This is a genomic window from Pseudomonas sp. E45-MNA-CIBAN-0222 (assembly GCF_040310405.1).
Classification (GTDB): domain Bacteria; phylum Pseudomonadota; class Gammaproteobacteria; order Pseudomonadales; family Pseudomonadaceae; genus Stutzerimonas; species Stutzerimonas stutzeri_AC.
This window is the reverse complement of sequence record NZ_JBEOPU010000009.1, coordinates 195,675-215,449: the sequence shown is the minus strand read 5'-3', so window position 1 is coordinate 215,449 and position 19,775 is coordinate 195,675. Positions and strand designations below refer to the sequence as shown.

Sequence of the window (19,775 nt, the reverse complement as noted above, 5' to 3'; positions counted from 1 at the left end):
ACACTCATTTTATTAGATTGGAAATAGAAAATGTTTGACGACAAGATTCTGATGATCACCGGTGGTACTGGGTCTTTCGGTAATACCGTGCTGAAACGTTTCCTTGATACCGATGTCAAGGAGATTCGCGTATTTAGTCGCGACGAGAAAAAGCAAGAGGATATGCGCATTGCCTTGGCCAGTGCAAAGGTCAAGTTCTTTATTGGGGATGTACGGGACTATAATAGTTTGACTAATGCTATGGCAGGCGTCGATTATATTTTTCATGCAGCTGCCCTCAAACAGGTACCGTCCTGTGAGTTCTATCCGATGGAGGCAGTTAAAACCAATGTTATCGGCACTGAAAATGTACTCAATGCGGCCATCGCAACTGGTGTAGCGCGCGTGGTTGTGCTCTCGACTGATAAGGCCGTCTACCCGATCAATGCTATGGGCATCTCGAAGGCAATGTCCGAAAAGTTGATGGTCGCCAAATCTCGACTTATTCCTACGAGCGGCCCTGTAATTTGTGCGACCCGCTATGGCAATGTGATGGCTTCGCGTGGCTCAGTGATTCCTCTATTTGTCAATCAACTCAAAAGTGGAGAACCACTCACTGTCACCGATCCCAACATGACACGCTTCCTAATGTCTTTGGAGGATTCGGTAGACTTGGTACTTCACGCCTTCGAGCATGCAGAGCAAGGAGATATTTTTGTTCAAAAGGCACCAGCATCGACTGTGGCGGACCTCGCTCAGGCGCTCAAGGAATTGTTTGCCTATGACAATCCAGTGAAAGTGATTGGTACCCGTCACGGCGAAAAGTTATACGAGTCACTGATTTCCCGTGAGGAGATGGCCAAGGCCGAAGACATGGGACGTTATTACCGCATTCCTGCGGACAACCGCGATCTCAATTACAAAAAGTACTTCGTCGAGGGGGAGACGCACATCTCCGAACTTGATGACTACACGTCGCACAATACCAAGCGCCTGGATGTTGCGGGTATCAAAGATTTGCTACTGAAGCTCGATTACATCAAGGGCCAGCTCAATGCTTAAAGTCATGACGCTTGTCGGCACCCGTCCGGAGCTGATCAAAATGAGCCGGGTGATCGCTGAGCTGGACCGCCAGGTTAACCACGTCCTAGTACACTCTGGGCAGAACTACGATTACGAGCTTAACCAAGTTTTTTTTGACGACTTAGAAATCCGCAAACCGGATCATTTTCTCGGCGCCGCTGGCGAAACCGCCGCGCAGACTATCGCCGAAGTTATCGCCAAGGCCGATTCGGTGTTCGAGTTGGAGAAGCCCGATGCATTGCTGCTCTACGGCGACACCAACACCTGCCTAGCGGTAATCGCTGCCAAGCGGCGAAAGATTCCGGTGTTCCACATGGAGGCTGGCAACCGTTGTTTCGATCAGCGCGTGCCGGAAGAGCTCAACCGCAAGGTGCTTGACCATCTATCCGACATCAATATGGTGCTTACCGAGCATGCCCGTCGTTACCTGATTGCCGAGGGTATTCGTCCGGAGACTATCATTAAGACTGGTTCTCACATGCACGAGGTGCTCGACTACTACAGGCCGAAGATCGAGGCCTCCGACGTGCTGGAGCGTGAGCAGCTGCAGGCCGGTAAGTTCTTCGTGGTCAGTGCGCATCGCGAGGAGAATGTCGATACTCCTGACAACCTTCGAGATCTGCTCGCTACCCTGCGCGCTCTGGTCAATGAGTATGGCTTTCCGGTAATCGTCTCGACCCATCCGCGTACACGCAAGCGCCTGGAGGCGCTAGGCGAGTCGCTGGAGCATCCGTTGATTCGCTTCGTCAAACCGTTTGGGCTGCTTGATTACATCAAGCTGCAGATGTCGGCGTTCTGTGTCCTTTCCGATAGCGGAACCATCACGGAGGAGGCTTCGCTGCTCAACTTGCCTGCCGTGACCTTGCGCAATGCCCATGAGCGTCCCGAAGGTATGGATGAAGGTACGCTGATCATGAGCGGGCTGAAGAAGGACTCAGTGCTGTCTGCGGTCAGGGTCATTACCAGCCAGCATCAGGCCGGTAGCCGTGCGATTCCTCTGGTTCCGGACTATCAGGGAGGGCCGGTGTCGCTGCAGGTTGTACGAGTGGTGTTGAGCTACACCGACTACATCAACCGTACTGTCTGGCGCAAAAGCTGAGTCGCTAAATATGAATATCTTGCTGACAGGTGCTACGGGATTTTTGGGGAGCGCACTCGTTAGAGTATTGAACCGACGGAAGGACATGTCTTTGGCTGTCGCGCTTCGTTCTCAGAAGCCTTCGTTGTGCTCGACGACCCATGTGGTAGGCGAATTCTACGCTGATACCGACTGGTCCTCGGCGCTGGCAGGTCAGCAGGTGGTAGTTCATGCCGCCGCGCGGGCTCATATCATGAAAGACGAAGTAGCCGACCCTTTAGCTGAGTACCGCCGTGTCAATGTGGAAGGCACGCTGAATCTGGCGCGTCAGGCGGTTGGGGCTGGGGTGAGGCGTTTCATTTTTATCAGCTCGATTGGTGTAAACGGTAACTTCAATACTCGACCTTTTTGCGCAGACGACCCGCCGAGCCCTGCAGAGCCTTATGCTCAGTCCAAGGGGGAGGCAGAGCAAGGCCTGATGCAATTGGTTGCCGAAACCGGTATCGAAGTGGTGATTATTCGTCCACCGCTGGTCTATGGTTCCGGCGCACCCGGTAACTTCGGCAGCTTGGTTCGATGGATCGAAAAAGGTTTTCCTCTCCCCCTTGGCGCTATCCACAACAAGCGTTCTCTAGTTGGTATCGACAATCTGGTCGATCTGATCATCCGTTGCATCGATCATCCCGCCGCCGCCAACCAGGTTTTTCTCGCGGGAGACGGTGAGGATCTATCCACTACCGAGTTACTGCGTGGCGTGGGTAGGGCGATGGGCAAGCCTGCGCGGTTGATTCCCGTCCCGGCTGGCATGCTGCAATTCGGGGCTACCTTGTTAGGCAAAAGGGCCATGGCCCAACGGTTGCTCGGCTCGTTGCAGGTGGATATCAGCAAGACCTGCGAATTGCTGGACTGGAAGCCGCCCTATACGGTGGAAGAAGGGCTCAAGCGCTGCTTCGAGCGTTCCAATTGATCTTTTGATGGTGAATTTGTGATTCGAGTGTTTGATTTTGTTTTTTCGCTGTTGGGGCTTGTGTTTGGTTTTCCGGTATTGCTGGTCCTGACCCTTATCGGCTTGTTCGATACCGGCTCGCCGGTTTTTCGCCAGGTGCGGGTAGGGCGTCATCAGAAGCCGTTCACTTTGGTCAAGTTCCGCACCATGAAGGTGGATACCGCATCGGTTGCCACTCACTTGGCCAGTAGTGCTTCCATTACCCGTTTCGGTCATTTTCTGCGCAAGACCAAGCTGGATGAATTGCCCCAGCTCTGGAATGTACTCAAGGGTGAGATGAGCCTGGTAGGGCCGCGCCCCGGGCTGTTCAACCAGGAAGAGTTGACGCAAGAACGCGCCAAGCGCGGGGTATTCGATGTTCGACCTGGGATTACCGGGCTGGCACAAGTGAATGAAATCGATATGTCCACGCCGGCATTGCTGGCCGAAACTGACCAGAGGATGATCCAGAGCCTTACGGTGGTGGACTATTTCAAGTACATCTTTATGACGGTTGCCGGGAAAGGGGCGGGCGACAGGGTTCGGTGAGGTAGCTGTGTTTTCTGCTGGGCTATTTTCGATCGAGGCTGCAGCGCTCCCGCAGATATGCAGGGCGGTGTGCTTTCGCCAGCAAGCTGGCTCCTACAGGGGGCGAGCTAGCCGTTCTGTAAGTTAGGCAGTGCTCGCAAATAGGGCCTATACCTTTTTTGGTACGAACGCGCGTTAAGGTTGATTGGTATGAGGTTTTCCTGTGTTGAGATTGGCTGAAAAATTGCGCTCGCGCCTGGTACGGCTGCCACGTCGGCAGAAGCGTGTCATACAGGTGGCCGCGGATGTGCTGTTGGTATGGTTAGCGCTTTGGCTAGCCTTTTTCGTTCGTGTGGGTGATGCGGATTTTGTGCAGCCACTCGGTGGGCACGCCTGGTTATTTGGCATTGCACCGCTGATTGCGATTCCATTTTTTGTTCGCTTCGGCATGTATCGCGCCGTGATGCGCTATTTCGGCAACGATGCGCTGATGGCCATCGTCAAGGCGGTTACGCTCTCGGCGTTGCTTTTGTCTCTGGCGGTGTATTGGCGTACGGATGTGCCCAAGGTCATTCCGCGCTCGATGGTGTTCAACTACTGGTGGCTGAGCCTGCTCCTGATTGGCGGCTTGCGCTTAGTGATGCGCCAGTACTTCATGGGTGATTGGTTTTCCCCGGATTCGCTCACTAAGTTCAAAGGCCGCGATGCGGGTTTGCCAAAGGTAGCGGTGTACGGCGCCGGTGCGGCGGGCAATCAGTTGATTGCTGCGTTGCGCTTGGGGCGCGCGATGCGTCCGGTTGCGTTTATCGATGATGATCCAAATCTCTCCAACCGTACAATTGCAGGGCTCCGGGTGTATTCGCCCAAGCACATTCAGCAGATGATCGATGAAACGGGCGCTGACGAAATTCTGCTGGCGATTCCTTCAGCGTCACGCGCGCGGCGGCGTGAGGTATTGGAAACGTTGGAGCCCTATCCGTTGCACGTTCGCAGTGTGCCTGGATTCATGGACTTGGCCAGTGGGCGTGTCAAGGTTGAGGATATTCAGGAAGTCGACATTGCTGACTTGCTCGGGCGCGACGCCGTGCCGCCACAGCAGACGCTGTTCGAGAAGTGCATTTGCGGCAAGGTAGTGATGGTGACGGGAGCGGGTGGCTCGATTGGTTCGGAGCTGTGCCGACAGATCCTGTCGAACAAGCCTCAAACGCTGCTGCTGTTCGAGCACAGCGAGTTCAATCTCTACAGCATTCACATTGAGCTGGAGCGGGCTATCGAGCGGGCTTCGCTGCCGGTTCGGTTGGTGCCGATCATGGGGTCCATCCGTAATCCCGAGCGCCTACTGGATGTGATGCGCACTTGGCAGGTGGAGACGATCTATCACGCGGCGGCGTACAAGCATGTACCCATGGTGGAGCACAACGTCGCAGAGGGCGTGCTGAATAATGTGCTTGGCACCATGAACACGGCCCAGGCGGCAGTGCAGGCGGGGGTGGCCAACTTCGTGCTGATCTCCACCGACAAGGCAGTGCGCCCGACCAATGTGATGGGCAGCACCAAGCGTGTCGCCGAAATGATTCTGCAGGCGTTGAGCCGCGAAACCGCGCCGGTGCTTTTTGGTGCTGGCGACTCGGTGCATCACGTCAACAAGACGCGCTTTACCATGGTTCGTTTCGGCAACGTGCTGGGGTCGTCGGGTTCGGTTATTCCGCGCTTCTACCAGCAGATTCGTAGCGGCGGGCCGGTGACGGTGACGCACCCGAAGATCACCCGTTACTTCATGACCATTCCCGAAGCTGCTCAGCTGGTTATCCAGGCCGGGTCGATGGGGCAGGGTGGTGACGTGTTTGTGCTGGATATGGGGCAGCCGGTGAAGATCGCTGAGCTGGCCGAGAAGCTGATTCATCTGTCCGGTCTCAGCGTGCGGTCCGAGAAATGCCCGCACGGGGATATCGCTATTGAGTACACCGGCCTGCGGCCCGGCGAGAAGCTGTATGAAGAGCTGTTGATTGGCGACAACGTGAGCGCTACCGAACATCCGATGATCATGCGCGCCAATGAGGAGCATCTCGACTGGGATGTGCTCAAGGACAGGTTGGCGAAACTGCTCAAGGCGGTGGAAAGCGATGACTACCCGCAGGTGCGGCAGCTGCTTCGCGAAGTGGTGAGCGGGTATGTGCCGGAAGGTGAAATCGTCGACTGGATCTACCAGCAGCGGCGGGTAGAGCTTGAGTAAGTAGAGTTACACGTCAGGGGTGCCTGGTCTCCTGGCAGCTTCTGAACAGCCCAGCGGTTGGGTAGGCGCGATTTCAAATCTGCTCTGCAGCCTCCACCGTGAGAGTACGTTCCTTCCCAAGGGGGCTTCAGCCCCCACTATTAGCGGCCGTTGATTGCCTCTCAACTGGCAAATACTTCTCGCCATTCGGCTGGCTGGTGTCAGATATCAGTGCCGTGCACCCTCGTCCGGCATGCTCAGCAGCTGTTTTTCACGGTTCCAGTCGAACGGTTCGTCGTTCTGTTCGGCTTCGTAGCGGCGTTCTTCCAGCTGCTGGAAGACGGCGATCTCGTCATCGGGCATGAAGTGCAGGCAGTCGCCGCCAAAGAACCACAGTAGGTCGCGCGGTACCAGGTGAGCGATCTGGGGATAGCGGTGGAAAACCTGGCAGATCAGGTCCTGACCCATATGGCGCTCTTCCGGCACGTTCTGCAGGTTCATGATCAGTTCGTCGAAGCGCTCGAGGAACAGTGCGTGGCTTTCTTCCGAGACTTGCTCGGCCTCGCCCATGGCGAGCAGGATGCCGCGCAGATGGGCCAGCAGGGCCAGGTTGTGATCGTGGTATGGATTGGCCATGTGTTCACCTGTGTCGGTTTTCTGAAAGGCGCGATTATAGGCGCGCGCGCCGGTGAATTGGGGTGTCTGGTTGACTCGCTGAAAGCCCGCGGGTTCGGTTTGTCAGATGAGGCGATATCAGGCCCTTCAGCTTGCCAGCGCTGGGCCGCGCTTTTCTGGGCGCGGTGGCAGGGCTGAGTACTAGCTTGGGTCGACCGAGACGGGCTGAACAGGAATGCTGATCAGGCTGAGCAGGTAGCCATCGAAGGTAGTGCACTGGCCCTCGAACTCGGCACCGTTGCGCCAGGTTGCGGAGAGGTCGATCAGCAAGCGCAGGCGCGCCAGGCCCTGATGAGTGGCGTCCAGCACCTCGGCGTCCTGAAAGTAGAAGCGCTGCTGCACCAGCGGGAACAGGGCTTTGAACAGGCTTTCCTTAAACGAGAAGGTTCGGGTGACCAGTTCGGCGCGTTCGTTTTCGTTCAGCGAGAAGTAGATCTCCAGTTCACGGGGAGTAAGGATTTCGGCGGCCAGGCGGTCAGCTCGTTCGGGGGCAAGAATGCGCTCGATATCCAGTCCCAGCCCGCTCCATTGCTGACTGGAACCCACCACCACGCCTGCCCAGCCTGCGCCGTGGGTGATGGAGCCAACGACGCCGCGCGGCCACTGCGGTGCGCGGTCTTCACCCACTGGCGGCACGAATGCAATGCCGGTCAGGCCTCGAAGGGCCTCCCTAGCGCATAAACGTCCAGCGAGAAACTCTGCCTGCCGCTTGCTGACGCCTTTCTGTGCGGGAATCTCCCAGCGGCCAAAATCCTCAGGATCGAGCAATGCCGGATCGAAGCGTGTGCTCATCAGGCTGACACCCGCCAAGGCTTGCGGTAGCGGCCAGTGGTCGGTGAGTGGCGTGCAGCAGCGTGGGTAGGAAGGCAGATCGTTCATGGTCGCTATTCTGCCTCAAGGCAGGTATTGGATGTGATCGCGCTTCGGGCGACGCGCCGTACTTCGCTTGGCGGATTACCACTTGCATACTTGCGCTGTTTCACCGGCATCGGTCCCGTTCCAGGTTGATGCTTGGCATCTGGACTGCTTCCCGCCGTCTCTCCCCCGCAGGGAGAGGGTGGGCAATCAACTGCACGCCATCGTCGCCAACGGCTGCAGCTCCGCTTCAGGAGGAATAAGCCGTATCAAGGTTGTGGTTATTTTTCACGCGCTGCTCGCTATGCCTTCAGGGTGCCTGCTAGGGTTGAGCGCATCATCTGGACGGAGAAAGCGATGTTCGAATCAGCCGAAATTGGTCACTCCATCGACAAGGAGACCTACGATGCGGCGGTGCCCGAGTTGCGTAAAGCGCTGTTGCAGGCGCAGTACCGGCTCAAGGCCCAAGCGCACTTCCCGGTCCTCATACTGATCAATGGCATCGAGGGTGCCGGCAAAGGGGAAACCATCAAGCTGCTCAACGAGTGGATGGATCCGCGGCTGATACGTGTCGACAGCTTCGATGTGCCCAGCGACGAAGAGCTCGCGCATCCACCGGCATGGCGTTTCTGGCGACGCCTGCCGCCGAAGGGCCACACCGGGATTTTCTTCGGCAACTGGTACAGCAAGATGCTCGAGGACCGTGTGCACGGGCGCATCGATGGTGCCGAGCTGAAACTCGCCACCGCGCGGGCGCAGCGCCTGGAGCGGATGCTCTGTGACGAGGGCGCGCTGATCTTCAAGTTCTGGTTCCATCTGTCCAAGGAGCGTATGAACGCCCGGCTCGATTCGCTGAAGAATGACCCGCTGCACAGCTGGCGCATCAGCCCGTTGGATTGGCAACAGTCCAAGACTTACGACAAGTTCGTGCGCCACGGTGAGAAGATCCTGCGGCTCAGCAGCCGGGATTTTGCGCCTTGGTATGTGATCGAGGGCGCGGACGAGCGTTATCGCAGTCTGACCGTCGGCCGCATCCTGCTTGAAGGTCTGCAGGCCGCCCTGGCCGCCGCGGAGCAGCCAGGGCAGGCGGCGTCGCAGCCGCATTCGGCGCCGCTGCAGATCGATCTGGATCATTTGAGCCTGCTGGACAGCCTGGATCTGAGCCAGAAGCTCACCAAGGACGACTACCAGCAGCAGCTCGCTGAAGAGCAGGCGCGGCTTTCGCAACTATTGCGGGACCGCAGGCTACGCAAGCGTGGCGTGCTGGCGCTGTTCGAAGGGCATGACGCGGCGGGCAAGGGCAGTGCGATTCGACGCGTGACGGGTGCGCTTGACCCACGGCTCTATCGCACGGTGCAGATCGCCGCGCCCACCGAGGAGGAGCGCGCTCAACCGTGGCTCTGGCGTTTCTGGCGCAATGTGCCCGAGCGCGGCAAGTTCACCATATTTGACCGCTCCTGGTATGGCCGCGTGCTGGTCGAGCGAGTGGAGGGCTTTTGCACTCCGGACGAGTGGCTACGGGCCTACTCCGAGATCAACGATTTCGAAGAGCAGCTGGTGGATGCAGATATCGTGCTGGTGAAGTTCTGGCTGAGCATCGACAAAAAGACCCAGCTCAAACGCTTTAAGGAACGCGAGGAAACGCCATTCAAGCGTTTCAAGATCACCGACGAGGATTGGCGTAACCGGGAGCGATGGGATGACTACAGCCACGCGGTTGCGGACATGGTTGATCGTACCAGCACGGAGATCGCCCCCTGGACGTTGGTGGAAGCCAACGACAAGCGCTTCGCCCGCATCAAGGTGCTGCGCACATTGAACGAGGCGCTGGAGGCTGCGATCGACAAGGGCCGTTAAAAGGGGAGGTGATGACGCCGTAGATTGGTTTCCTTTGAGGCCGGTGGCATAGGTAGCGCTCGGTCTTGGCTCGTCGGTGGGCTGAAGCCCACCCTACATGCGGCAGCATCGCGGTTCGCTGACGCCGGGCACTGGCAGTCACGCATCGGCATGTTCAAGCTGCTGCAGGGCATAGCTTTGTGGGTTTCAGCCCATCATTACGCATTGATAAAGCTCTGTTAGAGAGCTGGCAGCCGCTGCGTGGACCTAAAACATCTACGGTGCAGTGCCTGGTGTATCAAGCATCGTAGGCTGGGCTTCAGGCTACCAACATGTTGATTTCTGCTGCTACAGAATGTGCCCGGTGAGATTCTGCAGGGCAGGGTGAGTGGGTGCTGAAGCGAACGCCCCCCAGAGCGATCGGGCAAACGATGGCCGTCCATATCCAAACTGAATGGTCGTCGCAATGCTGGCGAGGTGGGAACTATGCTCGGATCACCGTCCATCCTGCGGTCGTGGAACAATCCGTGCGCGTAGCGCCGTCACAACATCCCCGCGACCGCTCCTAGTCTCCGAGGTATGTCATGCGTGAAGTAGTGATCGTCGATAGCGTACGAACCGGTCTGGCCAAGTCTTTCCGTGGCAAGTTCAACATGACCCGTCCTGATGATATGGCCGCGCATTGCGTCGATGCGCTGCTGTCTCGTAACGATCTTGACCCCGCGTTGGTCGAGGACTGTATCGTTGGTGCAGGCTCCAATGAGGGCGCGCAGGGCTATAACATCGGTCGTAACGTGGCTGTGTTGTCCCGGTTAGGTATCGACTGTGCCGGCATGACGCTCAATCGGTATTGCTCATCGGGCCTGCAGGCTATCGCCGTGGCGGCCAACCAGATTGCCTCGGAATGCAGCGACATCATCGTTGCCGGCGGGGTGGAGTCGATCACCCTGACCCTGAAGAGCCGCAACACCGATCACCTGTTCAATCCGATCATCCAGGAGCGCGTGCCGGGCATCTACCACACCATGGGCCAGACGGCCGAACTGGTGGCACGTCGTTACAACGTGACTCGCGAGCAGCAGGATCTCTACTCGCTGCAGAGCCAGCAGCGTACTGCGCGTGCGCAGGCCGATGGGCTGTACGGCGATGAAATCGTGCCGATGAATGTCCAGTACTACACCGAGGACAAGAACACCGGCGAGCGCACCGTGCATCAGGGCGTGGTCGAGGGTGATGATTGCAACCGTCCGGATACCACGCTGGAAAGCCTGGCCGGACTCAAGCCCGTGTTCGCTGAAGACGGCTCGGTCACCGCCGGTAACGCCTCGCAGCTGTCCGATGGCGCGTCCATGACGCTGGTGATGAGCCTGGACAAGGCCATCGAACTTGGCCTCAAGCCGCGCGCCTTTTTCCGTGGTTTCACCGTGGCAGGCTGCGAGCCAGAGGAGATGGGCATCGGGCCGGTTTACGCGGTGCCGCGTCTGCTCAAGGCCAAGGGGCTGCAGATCGACGACATCGACCTGTGGGAACTTAACGAGGCCTTCGCCTCGCAGTGCCTGTATTGCCGGGACACCCTTGGCATTGATAACGAAAAGTACAACGTCAATGGAGGATCGATCTCTATTGGCCATCCATTTGGCATGACAGGTTCGCGCACGGCTGGACATATCGTTCGCGAGTTGCAGCGGCGTAATCTGCGCTACGGAGTAGTGACCATGTGTGTCGGCGGCGGCATGGGCGCAGCAGGGCTGTTCGAAGCGGTCCGTTGAGCTGCAGTGGATCGGTAATTCAAGCGTAACGTTGTGTGTGGTGGGCTAAAGCCCACCCTACGTGGGTGCCCGCCTGGGCGCTTCGCGAGGTTTTAAGCAATAAAAGCTTCGCCCCGAGGGCGGGCCTCCCACACAGGCAGATGTGCATCCCCGCCCGTAGGAGGCGCGCCCTCGCGGCGAATGGAGTGCGGCCTGGCAGGAGCAAGAGCTTCGTCCCGAGTCGGGCCTCCCACACAAGCAGATGTGCACCCGCCCGTAGGAGGCGCGCCCTCGCGGCGAATGGAGTGCGGGCCTGGCAGGAGCAAGAGCTTCGCCCCGGGGCGGGCCTCCCACAAAGCAGACGATGCACACCGCTCTGTAGGAGGCGCGCCCTCGCGGCGAATGGTGTGCGGACCTGGCAGGAGCAAACGCTTCGCCTCGAGGTCGGCTCCCGCAGACGATTGCAGTGTGACCAGACAGGGCAACACATTCCCAGCGACCACAGGACATTCCCAGCGAGCATAAAAAAACCGCAGAGCAATCACGTGATTGGCTCTGCGGTTCTTTCTGCCTGATCGTCCGTCGATCAGGCGATGCCGTTGCTTAGCGGTTCAGGTTGTAATCCGCAGCGGCGCCGATACCGATGACGTTAGCCGAAGGCAGCAGCTGGCTGATGAAGCGGTTCCAACGGGTGATGTTGGCTGGGCCTACGAACACCACGTCCTGCGGCTGCAGCGGGAAGTGCTTGGCCAGGGCGAAAGCGGTCGGCGATTTGGCGTTCAGCTGGAAGACCTTGGCCGGTTCGGTGGCCATGTTTTCCGCACCGCGAATCACGTACAGCGCTTCACCATCCGCAGTTTCCTGGCGAATGCCGCCAGCGGTACCTACTGCGTCCATCAGGTTCATGTTGGTGGCCTTGAAGGACAAAGCCTGCGGCAGATTCACTTCGCCCAGTACGTAGATCTTGCGCTGGTCGTTGTACGGCAGGTGCAACTGGTCACCATCTTTCAGGTAAACCTGGTGCAGCCAAGAATCGGGACGGTTGAGCGAATCGACGTCGAGCATGTACTCACGACCGTCACGCTTGAGGGTCAGGCCGGTCAGGTCAGCAGTTTCGGTGTCCACACCTGCCTGGCCGATAGCCTGGGTAATGGTCATCGGTGCAGTGGTCACCGGTACTTCGCCGGCAGTGTTGAATGCACCGGAAACGACAATACGCTGGCTACCGAAGCGCAGGATGGAGACATCCACCTGCGGGCTGTCGATGTAGTTGGTCAGGCGACGAGCGATGGTGGTACGCAGTTCTTCGATCGTCTTGCCGGCGGCGTCGACATTGCCAATGTACGGATAGAAGAGGGTGCCATCAGGACGGACCAGACGACCGTTGGCGTCCAGCTGCTGCTGCGGGCCAGACGGGGCGGTCAGTTCAGGGTGGTCCCAAACAGTGATATAGAGGAGGTCGTTCGCTCCGATGCGGTAGGCACTGGGCTTGTAGCTCAGCAGTTCCTGCTTGCTCGACGTACCCACGTCGGATGCCAGTTCGCCTTTGAGCATTTCGGGTGTGATGCGGATCAGTTGCACCGTACCGTGTTCGGCTTCGGCACCATCCTTGAACTCATCGGGATCGAGGTACTGACCGGGGGCGAAAGCGCAGCCCTGCAGCGCAAGGGCGGAAGTAAAAGCAAGAGCAATAAATGGTTTCATGGGTTGTTCATCCTTGACGGAGTGGTTTTATTTCAAAGAGTGAGACGGCTTGATTCACTTTTTTGCTTGAGGCGTTCGAGTTGTTCTTTCGCCTTTCCAAGAGGATCGGAGTCATCACTCCACACTCCTCAGCGACCAAATTGGATCGGTAGCCAAAGTTTCTCTCCTTCCTGAATGTTCATCTCCAGCAGCTTTTTATATTCAGCTGCGCGGAAGCGATTTAATTCCCTTTTGGTAATAACTACAGCGGCTTAAACGGTTGGGCAGGTTTAATCCCTTACTTGTAAGCGGCGTGTCTGCTGTACAAACTACCAAGGCGGGACGGCGCTTATGTCTAGTTCGATGTTGAATTGCCATCCTCTGGTGCTTTCACAGTAGGGATAGACCGTCGTGTTCTGGCTGGGTTCACCGTGTTTCGGTGCAATTACAGCCAATTTTTCGATAAATTTCCTAAGAGTCCTGCTCCGCCGGCTTCGCTTTTTGAGCGCGGTAGTTTTTTTCGCGCATAAATGCAGGAACTATGAACAGCGCATCATGAGCATAACGCTTTACCAGCCGTTTGGGCTCGGAGAGCATTCGATGCAGCCATTCGAGTTTGTAGTTCTGCATCCATACGGGAGCGCGCTTAATACTGCCCGTGGCGAAGGAAATGGAGGCGCCGATGCAAAATCCCATGCCGGTTCGCTCATGACTTTCGATAGAACTAGCAAGGATTTCCTGGCGTGGCGCGCCCACGGCATAGAACACCAATTCGGAAGGGTGTTCGCGAACGAACTGCAGTGCTTGTTGCACTTCTTCCGGCCTATTGATGAATCCCATAGGTGGGTTGTGGTGATACAGCGTAATGCCAGGATAGAGCGTAAGCAGTTTCACGCATTCCTGCTCAGTGGCACCGATCAGAACAATGCGCAGACGCTCGCGGTCAGCCCAACGCAGCAGGTCGACGGTCAGATCGCTGCCCGGAATGACCTCTTCGATCTGTACGCCGAGACGCTGCAGCAGCGGTTGGAGAATTCTGCTGTCGCACAAACGCAGGCGTGCCTTGGCGTAGGCGTCGCGCAGTGCAGCGTTTTGCTGCAGCTGCGCCAGGTGGTCGACGTTGGGCGTCACTACGAACGAGTAGGGTTGGTGAACCCCCTCGCGAATGCAGTTCAGCAACGCCGCTTTGCTGCCGGTGTAGAAATTCACACCGAACGCGTGATTAGTCTCGTTAGACACTCATCGTTACTCCCTTGAAGGCGCCCTTGATGCCAGACCAGGCGAGGCTGGGGTGGTTGAACTCCTTGATGACGGTGATCACCGAAAGGAGACAGGCCGACACGAAAGCAAAGCCCTGGCCGTAGAAGCGCTTGTTGAACCGGGTCGCCGCGCGGTTGCGGTAGTAGTGATAGAAGGCCGAACGGCCGCCTGAGCTGAGCGAGCCGTAGTGGAACAGCCGGCTGGTCGGCACGACGCGGATGGAAATACCTTTCTTCTTCGCCTGGAACTGCCAGTCGACTTCCTCGGAGTACATGAAGTACGCCTCATCCATCAGGCCGACACGCTCGACCAGCTTGGCCGAGAACGCCAGGCTGCAGCCCATCAGATAATCAGGCTGCTCGCTGTTCTGGGCCATGGCTTCCAGCGTCTGGTCCTTGCCCAGCAGCTTGGCTTTGCCCAGTAGCGGATAGAGCTTGCCGCCGCCATAGCACTCCAGGCGTCCGGTGTCGGCGCTGAGAATTACCGAGCCCACGAACTGGCGGTCGTTCTCATTCAGCGCTTGGAGCAGCGGGGTAAAGGCATCGCTGTCGACGTAGGTGTCGTTGTTGACGATCCAGAAGTTGGTTACCGGCAGGTTTTCCTGCACCCAGCGCAACCCGTAGTTGTTGCCGCCGGCGTAGCCATTGTTTTCCGGGTTGGCTAGCAGTGTGACGTTGGGGCGCGGCTGTGCTTCCAGCCACTGGTTGAACGCCACCATGGAGCCGTCCTGGGAGTCGTTGTCGATGACCACGACGTGATTAAGAGCCGGGCAATGAGCGAGCAGGCTCTCAACGCAACTGATGGTTTCAGTAGCTGCCTTGTAGTTGAGGATAAGCGCGACGTTCATGGATGAGTTCCTGGCTGCGAAGGTGACGGGCCTTGAGGGCGTGAATGACGAACAGCATCGTGATGATCGGCTGGCCGTACTCGAACAAGCCATTGAGTGGCCAGATGACGAAGAACGCCAGAATCGTCGAGTAGATAAAGGTCATGTCTGCGGTGATGTTCTTCGCGATGCGGTGATAAACGAACAGCGTCATCGGGATAAGGAAGAACGTGAGGAAACCGAAGCGGAACAACGTACCGAAGACTCCGACATCGGAAAGGAAGAAATGCTCGCCGAAATAGGGAATGAAGCCGTCCTGCCACATCAGCGACAGCGATCCGCTGGGTAGCCAGTTGACCTGGTCCAGATGGGCGAAGATCGACGCGATGGTGTGCGTGCGCACGCCGTCTTCTACACCTTCGAGGGTGCTGTCATAGAACTCGGTATTCAGGCCGAGAACCTCGAGCAGGCTCGGGAAGAAATAAAACGGTGAAAGCAGAATCGATAACGAAGCTGCCCAGATAACCGCCTTGGCACGCAGGCAAAAAAGCGTGAACAACAGACACAGAACAATGAGCTGTCGAGTCTGAGTGGCGAACACCAGCGTCAGCAGAAGTAGTGCGGCGATCACCAAATACAGGGTCTTGTTGCGGGCCGCACCGTTGATCGGCGAGATGCCCTTCGACCAGATCTGGATGCAGTAGAAATAACCGAAACAGATCAGGTAGGGTCCGATTGACGAGCGATCCGGGCGGTCGTCCGAGCGCACTTCAAGGCGCGTGTCGGGAATCACGCCGAACTTGAAACACCACGAAAAGAACGCCGCGATCAGCGCCGCATAAAGCAGTCCTCGCTCGAACTGCAGCGTGCTGACCCGCTTGCCGAGGAACAGCAGCGGAGCGAAGCCAAGGCAGAACAGCACTCGCCGCTCTTCGATAAGGCCGAAGACGATCGGTTGACCGTAGGTGTAATACGCAAAAATCGCGGGCAGGACCAAGAAAACCACTGCGGTGTAAAAGCAGTAGTACATGAGGATGCGAAATTCACGCGGCGCGTTTTCTGACGATGCCAACAGCAAAAGAATGGTGAACACGATGCTGACCGCCAGGTACAGCTCGTTCAGCCCCTTGATGCCGTAGGGGTTGTGGGGGCTGTCACCGAACACCGAGAAGTGCAGGATTAACGCCAGAATCAACAGCGGAAAAAAGAAGAAGCGTGAGCCGAAATTTGTCATCAACCTGAGTCCTTAGGTATTGGTTCCTTGAGCGCTACAGCTTTTCAAGCTGTTTCCAGCGCCCGCTTCTTGATCTTCTTGCGTCGCACCAGCAAACCGGTAAACGCCTTGAAGCTCTGATAGAACCCGATCTCCTTTACCCCTTTGCCAAGCTCGAAGCCTTTGTACGAAGGGGTTTTGAGCAGCAGCAGCTTCATCGCCAACAGCCGCGGCAGGATCGTCGTGCGGCGGTAGTACTGGAACGGCTGGATGGCGAAGATGCTGTTCGTATCGAAAGCTTCCGCTTTGACAACGCCATCAGCCTCCGCGTTGCGAAAAAGTTCGCGACCTTTTGCGGTACGTACCAGAATCAGCGAATTGCCCTCACGCTCTTCGAAGGAGGGGTAGCCCTTTTCGTCGCCTTCCCAGCCGTCTGCGCAGACGATGTCGGCGAACTCACCGATGCCATCCGGGCAGATCTTGCAGCGCGTCTGCAGGTGGCGGTTGAGCACTTTTCCCCATGAGTCGTTGTAGGTCATGGTGCGCTCGTCGCCATTGGCCAGGGTGGCCTTGGTCAGACCCGGCCAGCCGTCACCGCGGTAGCGGAAGGAGGTGACCTCGCTGCGCTTGGCCTCCAGTTTTTCCAGCACCTGCTCGGTGCCCTGCAGGCTCGGCGTACCGGCGCACATAAAGGAGACGATGTACGGGATGTTCTGCTTGAGGCGCGGGTCGTGTTGCTGCATCTGGCGCACTGCCGCGGCATCGCATGGCTTGCCGATGAAGAGGTACTTCTCGGTGGACATGGCGACCCATTTCAGCGCTTCACCTGGGCTGGCCGGCGCATAGCGCGAACCGGACGAGGCGATGATGTTCTGCCGAGAGCGGCTGATCGTGGCGACGTTCTCCAACGGATCGGTTTGCGAGGCCTGGATCTGGATTACGCCGTCGACCAACTTGTTTTCCAGGCAGTACTGCGCCAGTGCCGAAATAACCCCGCCGGACGAGCCGGCCTGGCGGATTTCATTGTCGGTCGCATAGCCCTTCATGGTGTCGAGGATTTCGCCCCAGATCGGGTGATAGTTCGCCGACTTGTAGGGGCGAATATCCAGGTTCAGCGCCGGGCAGGATTTGGCGAATGCCGCGCTGGTCTGCTCATTGGCGACCGGCCTGTTCTGATACTGGTCGTTGAGCACCGGGCGGTGGTAGCCATCGCCGGTCAGGCGGATCTTGATGGCGTCGTCGTCAGCCACCGAGCTGCACATGCCGCAGCCGCTGCACAGGTCGTTGTTGAGCACGCGATTCAATAGAGCTTTCATACCTGCCTTCCCTTGAGCGGCCAGCCACGCGCGTTGCGCGACTGGCAGTATTTAACGAGTGCGGTCATGCGGGTTGCCGTTGCTTGCGGTAGATGTTGAGCACCGCATAACCGTAGATAAGCGTCAGGACGACCATGCCCAGAGTGGACACCCAAGGCGCCGCCTGTATCCCGTGCGACGGGATGAAAATCCAATAACAGGCCACCGTGATCACGCCCGAGGCGATGATGCCGAAGGTGCGCAGAAAGCCCGTGCCCATGGCCATCAGCTGCACGCCCAACCCTGCGGCGACGAAACGCGCCGCGGTAAAGCAGGCGAACGCCAGCCAAAGGGTGTTCAGTTCGGCGTACTCGGCGCCGAGGAAGTAGTCGGTGAACAGCGGCCCGATAAAGAAGAACGCCAGGGCGAAGATCAGCCCCATGCCGGCGTATTCGCCGAGGATGCGGACGCCGTAGCGGAACAGCCCGGCCGTCTTGTTGTGCAGCTGATAAGCGAAGCGTGGGATATGCACGCTGGCCAGCAAGACGCTGAAGGGCACCGCTCCCTGAATCAGGCGCGAGCCGGCAAAGTAGATGCCTGCAGCTTCGCGGCCGGCGAGGTGGTTGACCAAAATGACGTCGAGCTGGGCAAAGATGTTGGTGGCGCCGCTGTCGATGGCGAAGCTGGTGGAGGACCTGAAGCGCTCTGCCAGTACCCGCCAGGAGCTGCGCAAAATGCCGCCCAGCGCGAGGATCTTCGACAGCGCACGTAGAGCGAACACCGCATAGATCAGCCGCGACAGCAGAAACGCAGCACCAATAGCCAATACGTCGTTGTGCAACAGAATTGCTGCGCCGATGAGTACGAAATGCACCAGCGCAGTTGCCACGACGATCTTCGTTTCGCGATGGAACTGACCGATGCTGCGAAATACCGTAAGCCCCAGATCCCCATAGGAAGAGGCCAGGGTGCCAAGCAGAAACAGCACCGCAGCGAAGCGCTCGGTGGTGTGCAGGTCGAGCACGAAGAGAATAACTGGCAGCAGCACGACACAAGCCGGCAGCACCAGTACGGACTTCGCCGCCAGGCTCGCAGACATGATCTCGCCCGCACGATGGCGCTCGGCACCGATGTCGCGCAGTGCGCGCATACCGAAACCGTAGTCGGTCACCAGAGCGACAATGGTCGACCAGGTGATCACGATTGAAATGAAACCGAAGTCGCTCGGCCCCAGGGTTCGCGCAAGGATTAGCAGAGTACCGAGCTGCACGGCGGTCCGAGCCGCCGTGGTAACCCCCATCAGGGCATGATCGCGCATGGTTAGTTCTGGTTCGCAGCCTGAGGCTGTTGCAGCGACATCAGGATCTGCTCTAGCGCCGCGCTGTAGGCATCCAGCTTGCGGCGGATGATCACACCACTGGCAGCGACCTCGGCCTTGAGCTGTTCACGGTTGTCCAGGTGGGATAGCACCAACTCCAGCGCGCTGTCGGTGCCCTCGGTTTTGAGGTCGACGACGCGGTGATAATCGAGCGACTGATAAAGACCGGCGAACTTGCGGCTGTACGCCAGGGGCACGACCGGGACGCCGGCGGAGAATGCGCCGATGGTGGCGTGCATGCGCGCACCAACGAAGAAATCCATGCCACTGATGTACGACTTGGCTTCGATCGGACCCTTGAAGCGCGGAGCCAGCTTGAGCTCCGGATACTGCTGCCGCAGTTCCTCGGAGACCGTGTAGTCGTCCTCGGCTGCAAATCCGGTCGGGATCACGTGGGGTACCAGGTGCACTTCATGGCCGCGCTCGAGCAGGGTGCGAATCAGGCGGTCGGTGAGCGCCTTGTAGTCGGCTCGCAGACCGAACTGGTTGGCACTGCCTTCGTAACCACCGTGATGCAGCAGCGCCGAAACGCTCAAGCCAACGGCCAGCTTGTCCGGGTCTCGATGCTCGGTCTTGCGTTCGAAGGGCAGGGCAAAGGCGACGTCTATGACTTCGTCACGGTTCGGCGTGTCGAGTTGCTTGAGCACATCGAAGGACTGATGGTCACGTGCAAAGACCATGGTGCTTTTCTTCATGGCCCATGCCGATGTCTTGGTTGCCCAGTCAGCCTTGAACGGGCCAATGGTCTGCGGCGAGAGAATCAGCGGCACGCGGCCACCGAGCGCCATCCCCTTGCTGACCAACAGCTTGATCAGGCGCTTGGCACCGTAGATATCGGAGAAGCTATCGCCCTCACCGATATCGAATACCGCGTCACAGGAGCTGATCGCCTGGTAAAGGCCATGGGGATTCTTGAGCAACGCCTTCTCGTTGAACTCGATGAACTCGTACTTGAAGCGCTCGGTAGATGGTGGATAGTCACAAGGCCCGGACGAACCGATGATCAGGAATTCGGGCGTGATTCCGCAGTTGCGGGCGGCCTGGTCGATCAGCAGCATGTTGGAAATACTCAATGCGCCAACCCCGAGGTTGCCGGATGAGAATGAGTGCCATAGCAGTCCGAATTTCATGTTCGAGTCAC

At 58.1% G+C, this 19,775-nt stretch carries 16 protein-coding genes; 7 read left to right on the top strand and 9 right to left on the bottom strand.

Going from position 1 to position 19,775, the window contains the following annotated elements; translation table 11 throughout:
• Window positions 1-30 precede the first annotated feature (30 nt).
• The 5 genes from AAEZ08_RS15355 to AAEZ08_RS15335 all read left to right on the top strand — a co-directional run bounded on the left by AAEZ08_RS15355 (window position 31) and on the right by AAEZ08_RS15335 (window position 5,886).
• Window positions 31-1,041 carry a polysaccharide biosynthesis protein gene (locus tag AAEZ08_RS15355; RefSeq protein ID WP_500124656.1) on the top strand — a complete coding sequence of 337 codons (1,011 nt, stop codon included), beginning with the start codon at window positions 31-33 and terminating at the stop codon, window positions 1,039-1,041.
• Entirely contained in the window at window positions 1,034-2,161 is a 1,128-nt protein-coding gene (gene wecB / locus AAEZ08_RS15350; RefSeq protein WP_500124655.1) for a non-hydrolyzing UDP-N-acetylglucosamine 2-epimerase, read from the top strand. Before AAEZ08_RS15355 ends, wecB begins: the two co-directional genes overlap by 8 nt.
• Window positions 2,162-2,171: 10 nt before the next feature.
• Window positions 2,172-3,107 (top strand): UDP-glucose 4-epimerase family protein, encoded by a 936-nt coding sequence (locus AAEZ08_RS15345; RefSeq protein WP_500124654.1) that lies wholly within the window; start codon window positions 2,172-2,174, stop codon window positions 3,105-3,107.
• 18 nt (window positions 3,108-3,125) lie between these two features.
• A complete protein-coding gene (locus tag AAEZ08_RS15340; RefSeq protein WP_500124653.1) occupies window positions 3,126-3,674 on the top strand; it encodes a sugar transferase in 549 nt (182 codons plus the stop codon).
• Window positions 3,675-3,885: 211 nt separating this feature from the next.
• Window positions 3,886-5,886, top strand: coding sequence for a polysaccharide biosynthesis protein (locus AAEZ08_RS15335; protein WP_500124668.1), 2,001 nt, complete (start codon window positions 3,886-3,888; stop codon window positions 5,884-5,886).
• Between the two features lie 207 nt (window positions 5,887-6,093).
• Here AAEZ08_RS15335 and AAEZ08_RS15330 read toward each other — a convergent pair whose 3' ends face one another.
• Both AAEZ08_RS15330 and AAEZ08_RS15325 read right to left on the bottom strand, forming a co-directional pair.
• Entirely contained in the window at window positions 6,094-6,501 is a 408-nt protein-coding gene (locus AAEZ08_RS15330; protein WP_038658904.1) for a PA2817 family protein, read from the bottom strand.
• A gap of 180 nt (window positions 6,502-6,681) precedes the next feature.
• Window positions 6,682-7,419: a 4'-phosphopantetheinyl transferase family protein gene (locus AAEZ08_RS15325; protein ID WP_500124652.1), complete on the bottom strand. Its 738-nt coding sequence runs from the start codon at window positions 7,417-7,419 to the stop codon at window positions 6,682-6,684.
• A gap of 333 nt (window positions 7,420-7,752) precedes the next feature.
• On the opposite strand from AAEZ08_RS15325, the gene pap reads away from it, so the two are divergent.
• Both pap and AAEZ08_RS15315 read left to right on the top strand, forming a co-directional pair.
• Window positions 7,753-9,252: a polyphosphate:AMP phosphotransferase gene (gene pap / locus AAEZ08_RS15320; RefSeq protein ID WP_500124651.1), complete on the top strand. Its 1,500-nt coding sequence runs from the start codon at window positions 7,753-7,755 to the stop codon at window positions 9,250-9,252.
• A gap of 563 nt (window positions 9,253-9,815) precedes the next feature.
• A complete protein-coding gene (locus tag AAEZ08_RS15315) occupies window positions 9,816-11,000 on the top strand; it encodes a thiolase family protein (protein WP_500124650.1) in 1,185 nt (394 codons plus the stop codon).
• A 582-nt stretch (window positions 11,001-11,582) separates the two neighbouring features.
• Here the strand turns inward: AAEZ08_RS15315 and AAEZ08_RS15310 are convergent.
• The 7 genes from AAEZ08_RS15310 to AAEZ08_RS15280 form a co-directional block, all read right to left on the bottom strand.
• Window positions 11,583-12,683, bottom strand: coding sequence for a polysaccharide biosynthesis/export family protein (locus AAEZ08_RS15310; protein WP_427703141.1), 1,101 nt, complete (start codon window positions 12,681-12,683; stop codon window positions 11,583-11,585).
• Between the two features lie 450 nt (window positions 12,684-13,133).
• Window positions 13,134-13,901, bottom strand: coding sequence for a WecB/TagA/CpsF family glycosyltransferase (locus tag AAEZ08_RS15305; RefSeq protein ID WP_427703142.1), 768 nt, complete (start codon window positions 13,899-13,901; stop codon window positions 13,134-13,136).
• The gene (locus tag AAEZ08_RS15300) at window positions 13,894-14,769 is read right to left on the bottom strand and encodes a glycosyltransferase family 2 protein (protein ID WP_102819568.1); all 876 of its coding nucleotides are present in this window, start codon (window positions 14,767-14,769) and stop codon (window positions 13,894-13,896) included. The genes AAEZ08_RS15305 and AAEZ08_RS15300 overlap by 8 nt, the downstream gene beginning before the upstream one ends.
• A complete protein-coding gene (locus tag AAEZ08_RS15295; RefSeq protein ID WP_058064689.1) occupies window positions 14,729-15,982 on the bottom strand; it encodes a hypothetical protein in 1,254 nt (417 codons plus the stop codon). Before AAEZ08_RS15295 ends, AAEZ08_RS15300 begins: the two co-directional genes overlap by 41 nt.
• 44 nt (window positions 15,983-16,026) lie before the next feature.
• A complete protein-coding gene (locus AAEZ08_RS15290) occupies window positions 16,027-17,277 on the bottom strand; it encodes a Coenzyme F420 hydrogenase/dehydrogenase, beta subunit C-terminal domain (protein WP_003280575.1) in 1,251 nt (416 codons plus the stop codon).
• Between the two features lie 64 nt (window positions 17,278-17,341).
• The gene (locus AAEZ08_RS15285) at window positions 17,342-18,574 is read right to left on the bottom strand and encodes an oligosaccharide flippase family protein (RefSeq protein ID WP_058064688.1); all 1,233 of its coding nucleotides are present in this window, start codon (window positions 18,572-18,574) and stop codon (window positions 17,342-17,344) included.
• 2 nt (window positions 18,575-18,576) lie between these two features.
• Window positions 18,577-19,764 carry a polysaccharide pyruvyl transferase family protein gene (locus AAEZ08_RS15280; RefSeq protein WP_500124649.1) on the bottom strand — a complete coding sequence of 396 codons (1,188 nt, stop codon included), beginning with the start codon at window positions 19,762-19,764 and terminating at the stop codon, window positions 18,577-18,579.
• Window positions 19,765-19,775 lie beyond the last annotated feature (11 nt).